This window comes from Corynebacterium sp. (assembly GCF_030538285.1).
Taxonomy (GTDB): domain Bacteria; phylum Actinomycetota; class Actinomycetes; order Mycobacteriales; family Mycobacteriaceae; genus Corynebacterium.
Window position 1 is genome coordinate 1 of sequence record NZ_JAUNUG010000047.1, and the last position, 18,676, is coordinate 18,676.

An 18,676-nucleotide genomic window follows, 5' to 3' on the forward strand; every position below is an offset into this window, starting at 1 on the left:
CTGTTCAACTTCTTCGTGTTCATCGAGGTCATGCTGCTGCCGTCCTACGGCCTCATCGCCATGTCCGGCACGTGGGCGCGTCTCACGGGTGGCCGCACCTTCGTGCTGGTCAACCTCGCGGCGTCGACGCTGCTGCTCATCGGTGTCGGTGTGCTCTACGGCGTAACCGGTTCCGTGAACATCGCCGCTCTGCAGGGCGCGGCTGCGGGCAACGGCCCGGCGGTCGTCGCCATGGGCCTGGTCATCATCGCGATCAGCGCCAAGGCGGGCGTCTTCCCGGTGCACACCTGGCTGCCGCGCACTTACCCGGAGACGTCCTCGGCGGTCATGGGCCTGTTCTCCGGCCTGCACACGAAGGTGGCGGTGTACATGCTCTACCGCATCTACGTCAACATCTTCGACCTCGAGGACCGCTGGAACTGGCTCATCATCGCCGTCATGGTCGTCTCCATGCTCATCGGCGCGTTCGCCGGCCTGGCGGAGAACTCCCTCCGCCGCGTGCTGGGCTACCAGATGATCAACGGCATGCCCTTCATCCTCGTGATGCTGGCGTTCACCTCGGATGATCCGCAGCGCGCCCTGGCCGCCGGCCTGCTGTACACGCTGCACCACATGATCACCGTCGGCGCGCTCATCCTCACCTCGGGCGCGATCGAGGAGACCTACGCCACGGGCCTGCTGAGCAAGCTCTCCGGCCTGGCGCGACGCGATCCGCTGGTGGCGGCGCTGTTCGCCGCGGGTGCGTTCTCCATCGTCGGTTTCCCGCCGTTCTCGGGAATGTGGGGCAAGATCCTCCTCGTCTTCGAGATCGCCCGCACCCTCGACTGGTGGGCGTGGCTGGTCATCGCCGTCATCGTCGTGGCATCCATCGGTGCGCTGCTGTCCATGCTGCGCGTGTGGCGCGAGGTCTTCTGGGGCAAGCCGATGCAGCGTTACCCGCAGGACCTGCGCGTGTCCGGCCGCCTCATCGCCCCGTCGGCGGTGCTCATGGTCGGTTCGCTCGCCATGTTCCTCTTCGCGGGCCCGCTCATCGACGCCACGCTCACCGCCACCGAGGGGCTTCTCGACGTCGACGGTTACGCAGCCGCCGTGCTCGGCGAGGATCCCATCGGTGTCCCCGACATGACCGACCTGCAGGGAGGCCGCTGACATGCACGTCCTCATCTACATCCCGTGGCTGATCAAGGAGATCTTCGTCGCCGGTTTCCAGGTGGCGTGGGCGGGTTTCCGCCCGGACGCCGGCTATGACCCGGTGGTGGTGCGCTACCCGCTGCGGGTGACCACCGACTGGCAGATCTTCTGGTTGAGCACCTCGATCACGGCCACCCCCTCGACCCTGTCGCTGGGCCTGCGCGCCCCGGAGCATGAGGGCGAGCCTCATGTTCTGCTGGTGCAGGCCGCGTTCGGCACTGATCCGGCGGAGGTGATGGCCTCGCTCGCCGACATGGAGGAGCGCATGGCCCCGCACGTCAAGGCCATCGACCACGGCGTGCCCGGACAGGGTTCGGCCACCACGCTGGACCCGCGGTTCTACGAGTACCCGGTCGACCGGAAGGAGAAGAACAAGTGACCCCCTTCGAGTGGATTCTCGCCGCGTGCATCGCCATCATGGCGGCGACCCTGCTGTCCGGGCTGGTGCTCGTGCTGCGCACCTCGGATGTGCTCACCCGCGCGGTGCTGGCGGATCTCATCTTCTACACGATGATCTGCATCTTCCTCACCTGGACGCTCACCCACCCGACGTCGATCGGCTATGAGGTGGCGCTTCTCGCGGCCATCGCCGGCGGCGTCCTGCCCACCCTGTCCATGGCCCGCATCATCTCGAGGGGGCGTCGCTAATGTCCGTTGCAGAGATCATCGTCTCCATCCTGGTCATCGTGGCCACCCTCATGGTCGTAACAACCTCGGTCGCCATGTGGCGTGCCCCCGACGCCCTCACCCGCGTCAATCTGCTGGGCCCTGTCATCGGTGTCGGTTTCCCGCTTCTCATTGTCTCGAAGCTCATCATCGACTGGACGTCGACCGGCTTCGACCTCAACAACCTCATCCGCGCGGTGCTGGCCATCGCGGGCGTGTGGATCGTCGCGTCCGTCGGCTCGTACTACATCGGCCGCTCGATCTACGGCGTCACCGTCGTGGACGTCAAGCACGCGGAGGATCGCGCGTACCAGCGCGGCGCCTAGCCCACCGCGTCCGGGTAGAGGTTGTCGATGGCCCAGTCAGCCTCGTCCGGGAGGAAGCCGTGCTCCTCGATGAGGAGGACGCGGAGGTCGTCGAAAAGCATCTCGCTCTCGAAGGCGTAGAGCCAGTACGCCGTCTGGAGCGCGTTCTCGCGGTAGTCGATGGCCGCATGATTGACCGCGTACTGCGCCTCGTCCTGGGTGAAGCCGCCCTGTTTCAGGTCGCGCAGCATCCCGGCGCGCGAGTTCATGGTGAACTGGTTGAGTTCGTAGATGGCCTCGAGGGCGTTCTCGTTCCAGTCCTCGCCGAGGTTGTCGACGGCCCACCGCGCATCTGCGCGCCCGAATCCCTCGTTGATGAGTGCGAACTCCAGCCCCGAGGCGGAGTAGATCTCATAGCCGTTGAGCTCGCGGGCCCGCTCGAGGGCGTGGTTCTGGGTCTCGGAGCGCGTAGTCGGAGTCGGTTCCCGACTGCTTATCGACGCCGTCTCCGTCTCCGTCACCACGGCGGTCACCGTCGGTGCCGGGGCCGGCGCCGGGGTGGGTGGGGCGCAGGCGGTGACCAGGAGGACCATCGCGGGCAGGAGTCGCAGGGGGCGCATACCTCCATCCTGACACTTGCTGGGGCAAGTTATCGCGGAATGGTCCAGGTCAGACCTGGGACAGGGCGTGAGGCGCCTATTCGGGGGTGTCCGGAATCGCGAAGGCCGCACGGACGGTGATGTCCGTGCGGCCTTGGCGGGGGTCAGTTAATTCACTTCACCGACGGCGGCGGTGGCGTCGGCGCCGCCGCCCGTCTTCTCGAGGTAGAGCTCCATGGCGCGGGCGCCGCGGTTCTCGTCGACGTTGGTCCAGTACTGGTAGACGCGCGGCTCGGTCTCCTCGGAGATGCCCTGCATCGCGTTGGAGATGTTGTCCGCCAGGCGCTCCTTGGCGGCGTCGTCGAGCACCTCGCGGTAGAGGATGCCCGGCTGGATGAAGTCATCGTCCTCGGGGTGCTGGACGTAAGCGGCACGGACCAGGTCGGTGCCGTGCGGGTCCGGGTTGACGTAGAGGTCGCTGGCCTGGCCGTAGGACTGTCCGGAGGAGGAGTCCTCACCGTTGTCCAGGTAGCCGGCACCCTTGTCGTAGCGGTTCGGCGAGTAGACCGGGCGGCCTGCCTCGTCGAAGTGGTACGCCATGGAACCGAGGTGGTTGTAGGTGTTGATCGGGTTGATCGGCTGGTTCACCGGCAGCTCGCGGTAGTTCGCGCCGATGCGGTAGCGCTGCTGGTCGGCGTACGCGAAGGCGCGGGCCTGGAGCATGCGGTCCGGGGAGAGGCCGACGCCGGGGACCAGATTGCCCGGGTCCAGGGCGATCTGCTCGATCTGGGCGTGGAAGTTCTGCGGGTTGCGGTTGAGCTCGAAGTAGCCGACCGGGATGAGCGGGTAGTCCTTCTGGGACCATGTCTTGGTCAGGTCGAAGGGGTTCCAGCGGTAGTTCTCAGCCTCGTCCATCGGCATGATCTGGACCTTGACGTCCCAGACCGGGAAGTCGCCGTTCTCGATGGAGTTGTAGAGGTCCTCGCGGTGGTAGTCGGCGTTCTTGCCGGCCATCTCCGCAGCCTCGGCATCGGTGAAGGTCTCCCAACCCTGGCGGGTCTTGAAGTGGTACTTGACCCAGACGCCCTGACCCTCCTCGTTGACCCACTGGAAGGTGTGGGAGCCGAAGCCGTCCTGGTGGCGGGAGGTCTTCGGGGTGCCGCGGTCGCCCATGAGATAGGTGACCTGGTGCGCGGACTCCGGAGTGCGGGTCCAGAAATCCCACTGCATGTCAGCGTCGCGCAGGCCGCTGGAGCCGAGGCGCTTCTGAGAGCGGATGAAGTCGGGGAACTTCATGCCGTCGCGGAGGAAGAAGGTCGGGGTGTTGTTGCCGACGATGTCGTAGTTGCCGTCCTCGGTGTAGAAGCGCAGGGCGAAGCCGTGCACGTCACGCCAGGTGTCGGGGGAACCCTGCTCACCGGCGACGGTGGAGAAGCGGATCGCCAGCGGGGTGACGGTGCCCTTCTGGAAGACCTTCGCCTTGGTGTACTGGGAGACGTCCTCGGTGATGTGCAGCTCGCCGAAGGCGCCGTGGCCCTTGGCGTGGGGGATGCGCTCCGGAACGTTCTGGCGGTTGAAGTGCGCCAGCTTCTCAATGAGGTGGATGTCATTGAGGACGTTCGGACCCTGCGGGCCGGCAGTGATGGAGATGTTCTCCGAGGGGACCGGGGCACCGTTGAGGCGGGTGCTCTGGCCGGTCACGTTGGGACGCACACCGCGCTGGACGATCTTGTCGACGGGGGAGTTCTGGTCGGTCATGGCTCCTCTTTCTGGACTGATAATTTATTCCACCTATTGATGGAGTTCCGTTCATAGCCTAGGCCCATATTGTGACCCGTGCAACCACCAGCGTACCTATCTAAACATTTGCTCGCCGTTTGCCCTGGTAACGTCGTTAAGCGTGACGAAGCACTCCGCCCAAGACGACGCGCGCGTCACCGACCTGGCGTTGCGCGCCGGGCGCGGTGACCGTGCGGCTCTCACGGAGTTCATCCGCGCGACGCAGGACGACGTGTGGCGCCTGCTCGCTCATCTCGGGGGTCGCGACATCGCCGACGATCTCACCCAGGAGACCTATCTCCGGGTCATGAGCGCACTCCCCCGCTTCGCCGCCCGCTCCTCCGCGCGCACCTGGCTCCTCTCCCTCGCGCGGCGCGTGTGGGTGGACAACATCCGCCACGACATGGCCCGCCCCCGCAAATCCGCGACCGAATACGAGGATGCCGCGGCCACCACCCCCGCCGCGGGGTCCAACGCCTCCTCCTGGTCGGAGTGGATCGACGTCCGCACGCTTATCGACGCCCTCCCTGCCGAACGCCGCGAGGCCCTCATCCTCACCCAGATCCTCGGCTACACCTACGAGGAGGCCGCCAAGATCTCCGGTGTCCGGGTGGGCACCATCCGTTCCCGCGTCGCCCGCGCCCGCAAGGACCTCATCGAATCCACCGGAACCGGAACCGACTCCTGACGAGAAAGCGCCCACCCTCCCGTGAACCACGGGACGGTGGGCGCTGACTCTGGCGCGTTGATCAGGCGCGGCGGCGGAGCGTAAGCAGCGCACCGCCGACGACGACGGCCAACATGCCCATCGCCAGAGCCTTGAGGGTGCCCGCAACGCCGGTGTCGGCGAGCTGCCCACCCTGCGCCTGCGCCACCGGAGCGGCCTGCTGCGCCGCCGGTGCCGGCTGGGTTGCCTGCTTCGCCGGGGCCGCCGGGGCGTTGAGGGCCTGCATCTGAGCCTGAGCCTTGACATCCGGCGAGGAGACCGGGCCGGTAGCCGGCTTCTCTGCCGCGCCCTCAGACGGGGTACCCGGAGCGGTGCCCTCGGTGACCTCGGTGGCGGGGCCTTCACCCGGGGCCTGGCTGCCCGGTGCCTGGCTGCCCGGAACCTCCGGGGTGGCACTGCCGTCCGGAATGGCGGAGCTGATGTCGCCACCGGAGCTCAGGAGCGCGGAACCGGCCAGTGCGGACAGCCCGAGGCCGAAGATCGCGGAGCCACCCGGAACGGAGGACTCACCCGGGACCGGCTCGACGCCGCAGTCCTCGGTACCCTCCGCGTACTCACCGGTCAGTCGTGCGGCCGGGTGGAACAGGTCGCTCCACTGGCCGTCCACCGGCGCGGTGAGGCGGTCGAACTCGGCCATCGGAATATCCATGGTCACCACGGCGGTGAACGCGGTGCCAGCCGGGAAGTCACCGATCTCGTACACCACACGAGTGCCGGTGTCGTCGCTGACCAGCTGGCCGGCCGGCAGTGGCGCCACCGCGTCGTATTCACCGACCGGGTAGAACGGTGCGATCGTCGGGGCGACGGTCCACTCGTAGCCGTCGATCTCCGGGAGCTCGATGACGAGACGGGCGTCGCTCATGTCACGATCCGTACCCACCGGAATGCGGACGTAGAGTGTGTCGCCGTAGCTGTAGTGCTGGACCTCCATGGAACCGGGCGCGTTGGCCTCTGCCGGTGCTTCGGTCTGGTGCTGGCTCTTCACCTTGTGGACGAAGCCCTGGTTGACCCAGTCGTCGAAACGACGGTCCATGACTGCATCGGCGATCCAGTCGACGTCGCAACGGTCGGTGCGGTTACCGTCGCGCACTTCGGTGTTCGGGCGGAAGCAGTCGGGCACGGCGTGCTTGTTGCGCTCATCGCGGGCCAAAGAGACCTGCAGTGGATCCCAGGAGCCCTCGAAGCGGACCTGGGTCTCGCCCTGCAGCTGCTCGCCGGCGGCGATGAAGCGAAGGTCGAAGGCGGCATTCTTCGGGATCCGCTGGGTGCTGGTGAAGGTGACCACGTTGCCGTCCCACGTCGGCGCACCGAAGTAGTCGGCGCCAGCGGCCTTCACGTACGGGGAATCCTTGTAGTAGCTGGTGATCCAGTTGTCCATCGAGTCCTTGAACTCAATTGTGTCCTCGCTGGCGCCCTCCGGCAGGGTGACGGTGAGAATGGCACCTTCCTCGATCGGGAAGGCGGCGGTCACGGGGACGCGGACCTGACCGGGCCACGCATGCACCTCGAGGGCTCCGGCGGAGGTGCGATCCTCACCCTCGTAGGGGCTGTAGACCTTGGAGTGATGTTCGAGTTCCGTGCCACTCCAGGTGCTTGCCGACTCCCACTCGAGCGTGCATCCCTGCGACTTGTCGCCGCCAAACGGGAGGACGGCGTCCTCAACCACCGGGTCAGCGTTCTGCTCCGGATCCTGGTTCTGCTGGAAGATGCTGCTGATGGGGTTCGCCGGTGCGGCGCTTGCTACCGGGACGACCGAACCAGTCAGTCCCACATAGAGTGCGGCGGTGAGCGCCGCGGTCGACGTCTTACTGATCATCTGCTTTCCCTTTCACGACCCAACCTTCAAGTTCAGGTTTAGAGTAAGGGACAATTGACAGCAATCACACACGACACACCAATAACAACTAAATCTTTAACTACTTCCGTCGCAGCTGTCCCGCCCGCGACTGCTTCTCGACGCCCCGTTCCGCCCCGGAATCAGCTGGCGCCTGCCCCCTCTTAGTCCGGGGCAGGCGCCAGGATCAGCCGTCAGCTAGTTAGAACACCTCAGGCCGGCAGGCAGTTGTCTGCGACGTGCTTGGCTGCGAGACCACCCAGTGCGAGAAGCACGGAAGCACCCGCGACCTGGCCGATGTTGACACCGCTCTTGGCCAGTTCAGCGTTGATCTGGGCCATGTAGTTGGCGGTGGCCGGGTCGTAGATGCCGGACTGACGCTGCAGGTCAGTGTTGAAGTTCTGCAGCTGGTGCTGAGCAGACACCACGATCGGAGTCAGACCCGGAACGTGGACGCGGGATGCCAGACCAATGGGAACCATCGCGAGTAGCGGGATACCGACAGTGGCCAGCGCCGTGGTGCAACGCGGGTTCACGGAACTCCCGGAGGAGAGGTCGAACTCGCCGTCCTTACCGTCAGCGCCATCAGCACCGTCGACACCGTCCTTGCCGTCCGCTCCGACAATCACGCCGGCATTGTGGTTGGTTCCGTCGGTGAAGAAGATGATCAGTTCACCCTTGTCGTTGACCTCCACACGATCGATGCCGCGTCCGTCTGCGCCATCTTCGCCGTCCTGACCGTCCTGGCCGTCCTTGCCCGGCAGACCCGGAGTGCCGGCCGGGATGGTGATCGACCTCCCGTCAGAGAATTCAACGGTGACGCTGCCGTCAGCATTGACGGTCGACTTGGTGATGGTGACAGAAGTTCCATCTTGACCATCCTTGCCATCCTTACCCGGCAGACCCGGGGTACCAGCCGGGATGGTGATCGACTTCCCGTCGGAAAACTCAACGGTGACGCTGCCGTCAGCATTGACGGTCGACTTGGTGATGGTGACAGAAGTTCCATCCTGACCATCCTTACCCGGCAGACCCGGGGTACCAGCCGGAATGGTGATCGACTTCCCGTCGGAAAACTCGACGGTGACGCTGCCGTCAGCATTGACCGTGGAGTCGATGATGGTAACGGAAGCTCCGTCCTGACCATCCTCTCCGTTCTCACCCGGCAGCCCCTGAGTGCCGGCCGGAATCACGAAGCTCGTGCCATCAGAGAACACCAGGGTGATACTGCCGTCACTGTTCAGGACGTTGCTGACGATGGTCAGCGGAGCTGCATCGTCGCCATCCTGCCCTGGCACACCCGGAGCACCTGGCGTACCAGCCGGAATGACGAAACTCGTGCCGTCAGAGAAGACGAGTGTGATGGTGCCATCGTCGTTGAGGGTGTTGCTGACGATGGTCAGCGGAGCAGCATCGTCGCCATCCTGACCTGGCGCACCCGGGACACCCGGAGTCCCCGGCGTGCCCGCCGGAATCACAAAGCTGGTGCCATCAGAGAACACCAACGTGATGCTGCCGTCAGCGTTCAAGACGTTGCTGACGATGGTCAGTGGAGCAGCATCCGCACCGTCCTCACCCTTCGGGAGGGGACCGAGGTTGACCGTGTCGCCCGTGGTGTACTCGATGATCAGGTTCTTGGAGGCGTCCAGGTAGATCTTGGTGATACCGCGACCGTCAGCGCCATCCTCACCATCAGTCGGGACGTGGATGACGTCCTGGATGTCGGAGCACACGTTCTTGCTGCCACCCCAGGCAACGTACAGCCGGCCATCGTGATTAAAGAACATTCCGACACCGCCCGACGCCTGACCGGTGCCCATAGCAGTAAGGATGCAGGACCCTCCGCCGGGCAGGGGAATCCTAGTTCCCAGCGGGAGAGGCTCGCTGACCTGCGCGCCAGCGACCGGAGCTGCAAATGCACCAGTTCCCAGTGCCACGGCCGCAACCAGCGCAGCCACACTCTTCTTCATCTTCATGTTTTCCCCGTTAAATAGTTTCCGAATTGAGAACCTCTACATCTCAACTGAAACTGTCGAGTGGCGCAACGCAACCGCATAAAACCCTGTCAATGCGCCATTTTTTATACATGGGATTTCAATGGTTTGCACAGTATGTTGAGCGAGGTCATCGAGTATCGATCGACCAAAAAGCGCGAAAGCGCCAACCCCCCGTTCAGGGTTGACGCTCTCAGGCTTTCGCCTTTCGGAGAAACTAGCCGCGCGGGACGCAGCTGTCGTACAGGTACTTGCCGACGAGACCACCAACGGCGATCAGTGCAGCGGCACCCACGGCCTGGCCGATGACGCCACCGTTCTTCTGCAGCTCGGCGTTGACCCGTGCCATGAAGTTGGCGGTGTTCGGATCGTAGATGCCGGACTGCTGCTGGATGTCCGTGTTGAAAGACTGCAGTCGAGCTTGAGCGTCAGCAACCAGCGGAGACAGACCCGGGATGTTCACCTGGGTGGCCAGGCCGATCGGCAGCAGAGCCAGCAGCGGGATGCCGACGGTAGCCGCAGCCTGGACACAGCGAGCATCCGAAGAGCCGCCGTTACCGGTGCCGTTGTTGGAGGAACCGCCCAGAAGGATCGACGAGCCGTTGGAAGAACCGCCGGGGAGGATCGACGAGCCGTCGGAGGAACCATCGGAAGAGCCCTTGTCATCGTCGTCCTTGCCACAGGACTCACAGACACCCTTGTTCACGATGACCTCGGTGCCGTCAGAGAACTCGATAACAGTGTTGCCGTCAGCGTTGATGTACTGGTTGACGATGGTGATGGACTCGCCGTCCTTACCTTCAGCAGACACACCCGTGTCCTTGCCGTCAATAAACCAGTTGCCGTTCTCGCCGATGGTGATCTCAGGAGTAGTACCCGGCGCGCCCGGCTCACCCGGCAAGCCCGGGGTACCGGCAGGAATGACGACGGTGGTTCTGTCGGAGAACACCAGGGTGATGCTTCCATTTTCATTGACAGTGCTGCTGACGATGGTCAGTGCAGCAGCATCCTCACCATTCTTACCCGGGACGCCCGGGGTGCCGGCAGGAATGACGACGGTGGTTCCGTCGGAGAACTCCAGGGTGATGCTTCCATCCTCGTCGAGCGTGTTGTCGACGATGGTCAGCGGAGCAGCATTCTCGCCGTCCTTGCCCTTAGCGGACACACCGGTGTCTTCGCCGTCGATGAACCAGTTTCCGTTGTCACCGATGGTGATGACCGGGGACTTGCCGTCTGCACCGATGGGACCCTGCGGGCCAACGACGTTGCCGAGTTCGACCTCGTCACCGTTAACCAGAACGACGATCAGCTGGCCGTCCTTGATGTAGAAGCGCTCGATCTCCCATTCGTCAGCGACCTGCACACCCGCAGTGGTCTCCTGCGTTGCGCCGGGGGTGGTTACAGCCACGTGGACGAAGTACTTGATGGAGTGGTCGGTGCCCTCCGGCGGGGTGATGGACAGACGGCCGGTCCGCTGGTCGACAGAGACGACCCAGTCGGGGTACGTGTTTCCGGCAGCGTCGGTCACCTTCGGCTGACCTGCATCGTTAAGGACGACAGCAAAGTTGGTGCCTGCCGGCAGGTTGAACTCGCCGGTCTGGTTGACCTCAACCTTGACACCCGGGTGGGTGAAAGAATCACTGTAGGACGGCGCGAGAGCCGTCGGGGTGACGGTCACCTTGGCCAGCACCTCGGTGGGACGGCCACCCGGGTAGAAGACGGTGACGGGGAACTCGTAGACACCCGGCTCGACGTCGAAGCCCGGACGCAAAACAATCTCACCGTTCTGGCGAACGGTCGCCCACTCCGGGGTGGTGGCGGTGGGGCCGTACGTGACGGTGTTCACGGAGCTGGCGTTCGTCGCGCTGTTGGTGGGGGGATCCATGGTCACCACGCCACCCTGCGGTACGGTTGCATCGATGTAGCAGAACTTGTCTGCCTCGATGGTCACCGTCGTCCGGTGCACGACATCCGAAGCAGGGTTCGGCTGGTTGTACTGCATGGTGGCCACGCTGCCGGCAGGCACGTAGTCCTTCCTCACCTGCTTGAGGTAGGGGTTACCGGTGTCGACCTGATCCCACTGGAATGCATAGTCAGGGACCGCCTGGAAGCGCCCGTCCGGCGTCAACTGGGTCCACTCGGGCACTCCGAGCGTCCCACCGGTCTCGAGGTCCAGCTCGAGAGAGGGATTCTTGTTGCCGAAGGTGAATACAGAGGGATTCGGGCCGGTGGGCGCCGGGAGCGCCTCCGGGAAGTCGATGTCCACATGGACATTGAACAGTGCCTGACCGGTCGCGAAGGGGATGCGCCAGGTGTCCGCGAAGTGCTGAACGTCTGCGGCAACAAACTGTCCGTATTCGTTGGCCTGGGGGCTGTAGAGGAAGCCGTTGATCGACCAGTCGACGAGACCGCGGACAGCGACGCCCGAGGAGAAGTAGCGGATGGAGCAGTCGTCGGAGGTGTTGCCGTTCTTGGAGACGACCACCCAGCGGTAAGTATCTTCGCCGTTGTACTGCCTGGGCGTTCCATTGTTCAGCGTGGAGCGCTCGAGCTTCATCTCATAGGTTTCACCGTCGTACTCGTAGGTCGGGGTACCGACGAGCTGATCACCCTTGATGTGATCGGACGTGCCGATGATCACCCACTGCCCGGCGGCGTTCCTGCCGATTGGGAAGTTCGTACTCGCGACATTGATGGTCTCGGTTGGCATGTTGGCCGTCTGGGCGACCGCGACCGGCGCGATCACCGGAGTCACGGCAGCCGCCGTTCCGATCGCGATCGCCGAGAAGTCCAGATCAGGACGCACAGCGGATCGACAGTTTTGCTGTGGGGCCGCCAAAAACCATGGCGACCGGCGCATTGTTCAGACAATTGAACCCCCGCCGCTCGGCAGAGCAACGGGGGTATCGGGGGCAGTGAAAGTATCTACACCAGTAGCTCAGCAATCTGGATGGTGTTGAGCGCGGCACCCTTGCGCAGGTTGTCGCCGGAGACGACGAGCACGAGGCCCTTGTTGTCGTCGACGGACTGGTCCTGGCGGATGCGGCCGACGAGGGACTCGTCCTTGCCGGCGGCCTCGAGGGGGGTGGGGACGTCGACAAGCTGGACGCCCGGGGCGTCGGCAAGCAGGGCCTTGGCCTCGTCGACGGTGATGGGGCGCTCGAACTCGGCGTGGATGGTCAGGGTGTGGCCGGTGAAGACGGGCACGCGGACGCAGGTGCCGGCGACGCGCAGACCCGGGATGCCCAGGATCTTGCGGGACTCGTTGCGCAGCTTCTGTTCCTCGTCGGTTTCGAGGGAGCCGTCGTCGACAAGCGCGCCGGCCAGCGGCAGAGCGTTGAAGGCGATCGGGGCGACGTACGGGCCCAGGTCAGCGGGCTGCTCGACGGAACCGTCGTGAACGAGCTTGACGTTCTGGTCACCGATCTCGGCGGTCTGCTTCGCCAGGGTCTCCACGCCGGCCAGGCCGGAACCGGAGACGGCCTGGTAGGAGGAAACGTGCAGGCGCTGGAGGCCGGCGGCGTCGTGAAGCGGCTTGAGCACCGGCATGGCGGCCATGGTCGTGCAGTTCGGGTTCGCCACGATGCCCTTGACCGGGGTCTTCGCCTCGTCACCGTTGACCTCGGAGACCACGAGCGGCACATCATCGTCCTTGCGCCAGGCAGAGGAGTTGTCGATGACGGTGGCGCCGGCAGCGGCGAACACCGGGGCCCACTCACGGGAGGTGGAGCCACCCGCGGAGAACAGGGCGATGTCGACGTCCTTGACGGACTCCTCGGTGACCTGGGTGAGGTCCTCGACCTCGATCTCCTCGCCACGGAACTCCAGCGTGGTGCCCGCGGAGCGCGGGGACGCGAAGAAGCGGACCTTGTCGGCCGGGAAGTTGCGCTCCTCAAGAAGCGCGCGCATCACGCGGCCGACCTGGCCGGTGGCACCGACAACAGCAATGGTGGTCATGAGAAATCTCCTAATGGGAAAGAAAGACTAGCGTCCGGTACCAGCGTAGACCGTGGCTTCGGAATCGCCGCCGAGCTCGAAACGCTCGTGCAGGGCGCGGGCGGCGGCATCCAGATCGGCCTCCCGGGTGAGCACCGAGATACGGATCTCCGAGGTGGAGATGAGCTCGATGTTGACGTTCGCGTCGCGCAGCGCCTCGGCGAAGTCGGCGGTGACGCCCGGGTGGGACTTCATGCCCGCACCGACGAGTGAGACCTTGCCCACCTGATCGTCATACAGCACGTTCGACCAGCCGTTCTTGGCCTGCATCTTCTTGAGCAGCTCCATGGCGCGGGGGCCATCAGAGCGCGGGCAGGTGAAGGTGATGTCGGTGGTGCCGTCCTCGAGGGAGGAGACGTTCTGCAGCACCATATCGATGTTGATCTCGGCGTCGGCGACAGCGCGGAACACCGTCGCGGCCTCGCCCGGCTTGTCGGGGATGCCCAGGATGGTGACCTTGGCCTCGGACTTGTCGGTAGCTACGCCGGTGAGAACTGCTTCTTCCACGGGAATTTCCTCCATCGAACCGGCGATCAGGGTGCCGGGATCATTGCTGTAAGACGAGCGAACTCGCAGGGGAACGTTGAACGCACGAGCGTACTCGACGGCGCGCAGGACCAGGATCTTCGAACCGACGGCCGCCAGCTCGAGCATCTCCTCGAAGGAGAGCTTCTGCAGCTTCTGCGCGTTCGGGACGATACGCGGGTCGGCGGTGTACACGCCGTCGACGTCCGAGTAGATCTCGCACACATCGGCATTGAGCGCGGCAGCCAGCGCCACGGCCGTGGTGTCCGAGCCGCCGCGACCCAGGGTGGTCACGTCGCGGGTGTCCTTGTTCACACCCTGGAAACCGGCGACGATGCAGATCTTGCCCTCATCGAGGGCCTCGCGCACGCGCCCCGGGGTGACGTCGACGATGCGCGCGTTACCGTGGCGCTCCGTCGTGAGCACGCCCGCCTGCGAACCGGTGAAGGACTGCGCCTGGGCACCCAGCGACGCGATCGCCATGGCGACGAGCGCATTGGAGATGCGCTCGCCAGCGGTGAGCAGCATGTCCATCTCGCGGGCAGGCGGCACCGGGTTGACCTGGGCTGCCAGGTCGAGAAGCTCATCGGTGGTGTCGCCCATGGCGGAACACACGACGACAACCTCGTTGCCGGCCTTCTTCGTGGCGACGATCCGTTCGGCGACCGCGCGAATCCGCTCCGCGGTCTCCAGAGAGGAGCCTCCATACTTCTGAACGATCAGAGCCACCTCGTGGGCCGCCTTTCGTCTCGGGTGCCAAAGTTCTGCCTCATCGTACCTGGAGGCGCGGTACTCCGAGTATTTGAACGCGCGCGCCGAGGCCCAGCGCAGATGCATTAATTCACTATGGTTGGTTGGGTGCACAGCAATCTGCTGGCCGTGTTGTTCGCACTGGCCTCCGCCCTCACCATCGCGTGGGGCACTGTGGTGCGCCATCGCATCGCGGAGGAGGCACCCGCCGACGGCTCCCTCAAGGGCTCGCCCTTCTGGAACGCGATCTCCCGGCCCCTGTGGTGGGCCGGCACCGGCACCGCCCTGCTCGGCTACGGCCTCCAGGTCGTGGCTCTCGGATTCGGCACCCTGCTCGTGGTGCAGCCGATCCTCGTCCTCTCCCTCATGTTCACCCTGCCGCTGTCCGCCAAATACGACGGGCGGCGCATCTCCGCGTCCGAGCTCTTCTGGGCCGGCATGCTCACTGTCGGCGTCACCGTCCTCGTCATGCTCGGCCGTCCCCTCCCGGGTGACCCGCAGCCCCCGCTGGAACGCTGGCTGCCGGCCCTGGTGGTTGGCTTCGTCGTGCTCGTCGCGCTGGAGCGTTTCGCGCAGCGGCAGATCCGTCGGGAGAAGGCGCTGCTGCTGGGCATCGTCACCGGCGCGCTCTTCGGCTACGTCGCTGTCCTGAGCAAGGCGTTCGTGGACATCTTCATCCACGGCGGGGTGTGGGCGATCCTCACCAACTGGGAGACCTACGGCCTCATCATCGGCGCCACGCTGGGCACCATCGTCCAGCAGTACTCCTTCAACGCCGGCGCGCTGAAGAACTCCCTGCCCGCCATGACGATCTCCGAGCCCATCGTCGCGTTCTCCCTCGGTTACCTCGTCCTGGGCGAGAAATTCCAGGTGAGCACCATCAGCGGCTGGTCGCTCATGGGCCTCGCCTTCCTCGCGATGCTCATCTCCACCGTGGTGCTCTCCCGCAAGGGTGTCACCTAGATGGCCCACTCGAACACGGCGAGCATGTAGGCGGAGAACCACGCGCCGAAGACGACCCACCCGCCCGCAAGGGCGAGGAAAGCGGGACGCGACAGGCGTCGAGAAGCAATGAGCACCCACGGAAGCAGCAGGATCGCCGCCGGCAGCAGCAGTCGCGGGCGGGAATGCATGATGCCGTCGGAGAGCAGCACCGTCGCGATGATGGCGGCGGCGAACCACCACGCCTCCCCCGGCAGACGACCCCACGCGGCGATGAGCGTGATCACGGCCGCGACCATGACGCCGACGCTGAGGAGATAGCCACCCTCGGTGCTGGTGGTGAGGACCTCCCACACCCAGCGCACGGTGGCGACGCCGAAGTCGAAACCGGAGTGCCAGCCCAGGGCCTGGATCCCGAAGTAGCCGCCGACCTCGCGGGTGTGCGCACTCGCCCACCACAGATACGCCGCCAACGACCACGGCGTCACCGCCAGACAGGCCCACGCCCGCGGATCCCGGCGCGCCTTGAGCAGCACGGTGAGGCCGAACACCCCGATCATCGCGACGGCCGTGAGGCGCGTGAACCCCAGCAGCAGAATGAGCACCGCCGCCCATCCCCACCGGCGTTGCATGAGCGCGACGATCGCCCAGAACGCCAGCGCCCCGAACAACGCCTCCGAGTACGGCATCGCGTACGTGATCGCCATCGGCGCCGATGACATGAGGATGCCCGCACCGAACTGCCCCAGACGATCCGCCCCCATAAGACGCGCGATCATCATCGCCCCGGCGGTCATCGCGACGCCGGCGAGCATGCTCACGACCGCCGCCGACGTGGCGTAGTCCAGCCGCGTCACCTCATGGAACCCGCGGACCAGCAGCGGGTAGCCGGGGAAGAACGCCAGCGTCCGATGATGCACCGGCACATCCGTGGCCAGCGGCGCGTCGAAGTAGCCGAACTCCGCGATCGCCAGATAGTACTGTGCATCCCACTTCCCCAGCAGTCCGTTGAGCGAATCATCATTCGCCCGCGCCAGGACCCCGAGCGTGGCGACGCGGACGACAGAGGTGATGAGGAAGACGAACGCGGCGTCGATAAGCAGGCGAAGCCGCGGATGGCTGGTGGTCACCCGCGCTATCCTAACCAGTGACCCCCTAACCCGAAGGAGATCTCCAGTGTCCATCATCCCGCTCCCGTTCTTCCTGCTTTTCGACGGCCTCACCTCCTCGATCGTCAACGCCCTGCCGGCGCTCAGCTCGCTGGTCTAGCTTCTCGACGCCCCGACCGGCACCCCCGCGGTTATCCCCCGTGCGGTTGCCGGCTGTTGCGTGTGTGGCTAGTGTTGCCGACGGTTCCAAATACTTCTAAAGAAAGTGAGTCCCCCATGGACAACATCAAGGTTTTCGCAGACGCCCTGTCCTCCGTCGTCACCGACGACATCTTCGGTGGCATCGTCACCGTCTTCGACAACATCGTCGACGCCTTCGAGCTGCTGCTCTCCTCCACCGACGAGGCTGAGGCTGGCTCCTCCAAGTAAGCTCCCCTGAGCTGCACACTTTCCCGCCCCACCGGTTCGCCGGTCGGGCGGGATTGTTGATTCTCCGCAATTGACCATTGTTGTCCGGATGCGTCACACGTAGAATAAGAGATGGTTCATCCATCAACAGAAAGGATCAGACATGTTCCACGGTTCCTCTGAGATCGTCAACTGGCTGGTTGGCCCCGTCAAGTACTTCATTGAGTGGGTCCAGTGGCCGTTCCGTGTCATCAGCTCCCACTTCTAAAGGAGCTCATCCGCCCCTGACCAGCCGTTTCTCGGCACAGGTCAGGGGCGGAGTCATGTCTTCACGCCGGTTATCGATCTGACAGTGTTTTCCCATGGAAAAGCAATGGAATCCGGCAGGAGGCGTCCCTAGCGTGGGAGTTGTCCCATCAAGAAGAATCTGGAAAGGATTCGCACCATGAACTTCAGCTCTTTCGCCAGCTCCTGGGCACTCTCCCCGTTCCGCTTCCTGTTCAACTGGGTGACCCTGCCCTTCGAGTACCTGTCCGCCCGCTTCTAATTTCGCCAGGATCGACCTGATCCACCACCCCTGCCCCCCGCACATGTACGGGACCGAGCAGGGGTTTTGACTTTCTTCGCAGAACTGCGTTGCACAGGCGGTGCCCGTGTGTAGACTTCACAGCATGTTCTCCCGCGCGAACCTCCTTCTTCTTCGCCGCGGCGGGTCCCAGGTCCACTAGAGAAGCGACCGGCACCCCGTCGCGGAGTTTGGTGTTGCCGGTCGCTGCTCCCGCTGAATACCCAATTCATCAGCGGTGAGACCTCGCAGGCTACTACAGTGAAGGCCGTTGTCGGCCCCTGGTAGTCCAGCAGCCACAGACAGACTCGAAAAGGAAACTCCGATGTCCCCGAACGACTCCTTCATCTCCGCACCCTCCGAGATCCGCACCCCGGACGGCCCGCGCGCCGAGGGCCAGCCGGCCTGGAACAAGCAGCGCAACTCCACGATGCCGGTACACCGCTACCGTCCCTTCGCCGAAGAGGTCGAGGACATCGTGCTGCCCGACCGCACCTGGCCCGACAAGAAGATCACCGCCGCTCCGCAGTGGTGCGCCGTCGACCTGCGCGACGGCAACCAGGCTCTCATCGATCCGATGAGCCCCGAGCGCAAGCGCCGCATGTTCAACCTGCTGGTGCAGATGGGCTACAAGGAGATCGAGGTCGGCTTCCCGTCCGCCTCCCAAACCGACTTCGACTTCGTCCGCGAGATCATCGAGACGGACATGATCCCGGAGGACGTCACCATCCAGGTCCTGGTCCAGGCCCGCGAGCACCTCATCCGCCGCACCTTCGAGGCGTGCGAGGGCGCGAAGAACGTCATCGTGCACTTCTACAACTCCACCTCCGAGCTGCAGCGCCGCGTCGTGTTCCGCAAGGACAAGCCGGCCATCAAGCAGCTGGCCGTCGACGCCGCCGAGCTGATCCAGACCATCGCCAAGGACTACCCCGGCACCAACTGGCGCTGGCAGTACTCCCCGGAGTCCTTCACTGGCACCGAGCTGGAGTTCGCCCTGGAGGTCTGCAACGCCGTCATCGAGGTCATGCAGCCCACCCCGGACAACCCGATCAACATCAACCTGCCGTCCACCGTCGAGATGATCACCCCGAACGTCTACGCCGACTCCATCGAATGGATGCACCGCAACCTGGCCCGCCGCGATTCTGTCATTCTGTCGCTGCACCCCCACAACGACCGTGGCGAGGGCGTGGCCGCCGCCGAGCTGGGCTACCTGGCCGGCGCCGACCGTATCGAGGGCTGCCTGTTCGGCAACGGCGAGCGCACCGGCAACGTCTGCCTGGTCA

At 64.8% G+C, this 18,676-nt stretch carries 16 protein-coding genes; 8 read left to right on the forward strand and 8 right to left on the reverse strand.

The annotated features are described in order from the left end of the window. From Q4G50_RS12440 to Q4G50_RS12455, 4 genes are all read left to right on the forward strand, one after another. A partial coding sequence (locus Q4G50_RS12440; RefSeq protein ID WP_303377970.1) for a monovalent cation/H+ antiporter subunit D family protein occupies positions 1–1,149 on the forward strand: 1,149 nt, incomplete at its 5' end. Between the two features lies 1 nt (position 1,150). Next, entirely contained in the window at positions 1,151–1,570 is a 420-nt protein-coding gene (locus Q4G50_RS12445) for a monovalent cation/H+ antiporter subunit E (protein ID WP_303377971.1), read from the forward strand. Positions 1,571–1,608: 38 nt separating this feature from the next. Continuing rightward, the gene (locus Q4G50_RS12450; RefSeq protein ID WP_303377985.1) at positions 1,609–1,839 is read left to right on the forward strand and encodes a cation:proton antiporter; all 231 of its coding nucleotides are present in this window, start codon (positions 1,609–1,611) and stop codon (positions 1,837–1,839) included. Beyond that, positions 1,839–2,183 carry a Na+/H+ antiporter subunit G gene (locus Q4G50_RS12455; RefSeq protein WP_303377972.1) on the forward strand — a complete coding sequence of 115 codons (345 nt, stop codon included), beginning with the start codon at positions 1,839–1,841 and terminating at the stop codon, positions 2,181–2,183. The genes Q4G50_RS12450 and Q4G50_RS12455 overlap by 1 nt, the downstream gene beginning before the upstream one ends. Here the strand turns inward: Q4G50_RS12455 and Q4G50_RS12460 are convergent. Together Q4G50_RS12460 and Q4G50_RS12465 are read right to left on the reverse strand one after the other, a co-directional pair. Beyond that, positions 2,180–2,782: an Ltp family lipoprotein gene (locus Q4G50_RS12460; protein ID WP_303377973.1), complete on the reverse strand. Its 603-nt coding sequence runs from the start codon at positions 2,780–2,782 to the stop codon at positions 2,180–2,182. The genes Q4G50_RS12455 and Q4G50_RS12460 overlap by 4 nt on opposite strands. A gap of 147 nt (positions 2,783–2,929) precedes the next feature. Further along, positions 2,930–4,519 carry a catalase gene (locus tag Q4G50_RS12465; protein ID WP_303377974.1) on the reverse strand — a complete coding sequence of 530 codons (1,590 nt, stop codon included), beginning with the start codon at positions 4,517–4,519 and terminating at the stop codon, positions 2,930–2,932. Positions 4,520–4,661: 142 nt separating this feature from the next. Between Q4G50_RS12465 and Q4G50_RS12470 the strand changes: the two genes are divergently transcribed. Then, entirely contained in the window at positions 4,662–5,228 is a 567-nt protein-coding gene (locus Q4G50_RS12470; protein WP_303377975.1) for an RNA polymerase sigma factor, read from the forward strand. 61 nt (positions 5,229–5,289) lie between these two features. Here the strand turns inward: Q4G50_RS12470 and Q4G50_RS12475 are convergent, their stop codons facing one another. The 5 genes from Q4G50_RS12475 to Q4G50_RS12495 form a co-directional block, all read right to left on the reverse strand. Beyond that, positions 5,290–7,083, reverse strand: coding sequence for a hypothetical protein (locus tag Q4G50_RS12475; protein WP_303377976.1), 1,794 nt, complete (start codon positions 7,081–7,083; stop codon positions 5,290–5,292). Between the two features lie 230 nt (positions 7,084–7,313). After that, on the reverse strand, positions 7,314–9,077 hold the full coding sequence (locus tag Q4G50_RS12480; protein WP_303377977.1) for a hypothetical protein: 1,764 nt from the start codon (positions 9,075–9,077) through the stop codon (positions 7,314–7,316). A gap of 235 nt (positions 9,078–9,312) precedes the next feature. Continuing rightward, entirely contained in the window at positions 9,313–11,901 is a 2,589-nt protein-coding gene (locus Q4G50_RS12485) for a Rib/alpha-like domain-containing protein (RefSeq protein ID WP_303377978.1), read from the reverse strand. Between the two features lie 119 nt (positions 11,902–12,020). After that, a complete protein-coding gene (locus Q4G50_RS12490; protein ID WP_303377979.1) occupies positions 12,021–13,052 on the reverse strand; it encodes an aspartate-semialdehyde dehydrogenase in 1,032 nt (343 codons plus the stop codon). 27 nt (positions 13,053–13,079) lie between these two features. Then, entirely contained in the window at positions 13,080–14,345 is a 1,266-nt protein-coding gene (locus Q4G50_RS12495) for an aspartate kinase (protein WP_303377980.1), read from the reverse strand. Positions 14,346–14,474: 129 nt separating this feature from the next. Here Q4G50_RS12495 and Q4G50_RS12500 point away from each other — a divergent pair, with 129 nt between their 5' ends. Further along, complete coding sequence (locus tag Q4G50_RS12500; protein ID WP_303377981.1) at positions 14,475–15,329, forward strand: DMT family transporter; 855 nt, start codon at positions 14,475–14,477, stop codon at positions 15,327–15,329. On the opposite strand, the gene Q4G50_RS12505 is transcribed toward Q4G50_RS12500, so the two are convergent. After that, a complete protein-coding gene (locus tag Q4G50_RS12505) occupies positions 15,326–16,438 on the reverse strand; it encodes a mannosyltransferase family protein (RefSeq protein WP_303377982.1) in 1,113 nt (370 codons plus the stop codon). The genes Q4G50_RS12500 and Q4G50_RS12505 overlap by 4 nt on opposite strands. A 255-nt stretch (positions 16,439–16,693) precedes the next feature. On the opposite strand from Q4G50_RS12505, the gene Q4G50_RS12510 reads away from it, so the two are divergent. Next, on the forward strand, positions 16,694–16,846 hold the full coding sequence (locus Q4G50_RS12510) for a hypothetical protein (protein WP_303377983.1): 153 nt from the start codon (positions 16,694–16,696) through the stop codon (positions 16,844–16,846). 869 nt (positions 16,847–17,715) lie between these two features. Beyond that, positions 17,716–18,676 (forward strand): 2-isopropylmalate synthase (locus Q4G50_RS12515; RefSeq protein ID WP_303377984.1); only part of this gene is annotated, 961 nt, incomplete at its 3' end.

Coding starts and splice junctions, on each gene's coding strand:
- Q4G50_RS12445 (WP_303377971.1), top strand. CDS start 1,151: ATGCACGTCCTCATCTACATCCCGTGGCTGATCAAGGAGATCTTCGTC.
- Q4G50_RS12450 (WP_303377985.1), top strand. CDS start 1,609: ATGGCGGCGACCCTGCTGTCCGGGCTGGTGCTCGTGCTGCGCACCTCG.
- Q4G50_RS12455 (WP_303377972.1), top strand. CDS start 1,839: ATGTCCGTTGCAGAGATCATCGTCTCCATCCTGGTCATCGTGGCCACC.
- Q4G50_RS12460 (WP_303377973.1), bottom strand. CDS start 2,782: ATGCGCCCCCTGCGACTCCTGCCCGCGATGGTCCTCCTGGTCACCGCC.
- Q4G50_RS12465 (WP_303377974.1), bottom strand. CDS start 4,519: ATGACCGACCAGAACTCCCCCGTCGACAAGATCGTCCAGCGCGGTGTG.
- Q4G50_RS12475 (WP_303377976.1), bottom strand. CDS start 7,083: ATGATCAGTAAGACGTCGACCGCGGCGCTCACCGCCGCACTCTATGTG.
- Q4G50_RS12480 (WP_303377977.1), bottom strand. CDS start 9,077: ATGAAGATGAAGAAGAGTGTGGCTGCGCTGGTTGCGGCCGTGGCACTG.
- Q4G50_RS12490 (WP_303377979.1), bottom strand. CDS start 13,052: ATGACCACCATTGCTGTTGTCGGTGCCACCGGCCAGGTCGGCCGCGTG.
- Q4G50_RS12510 (WP_303377983.1), top strand. CDS start 16,694: ATGGACAACATCAAGGTTTTCGCAGACGCCCTGTCCTCCGTCGTCACC.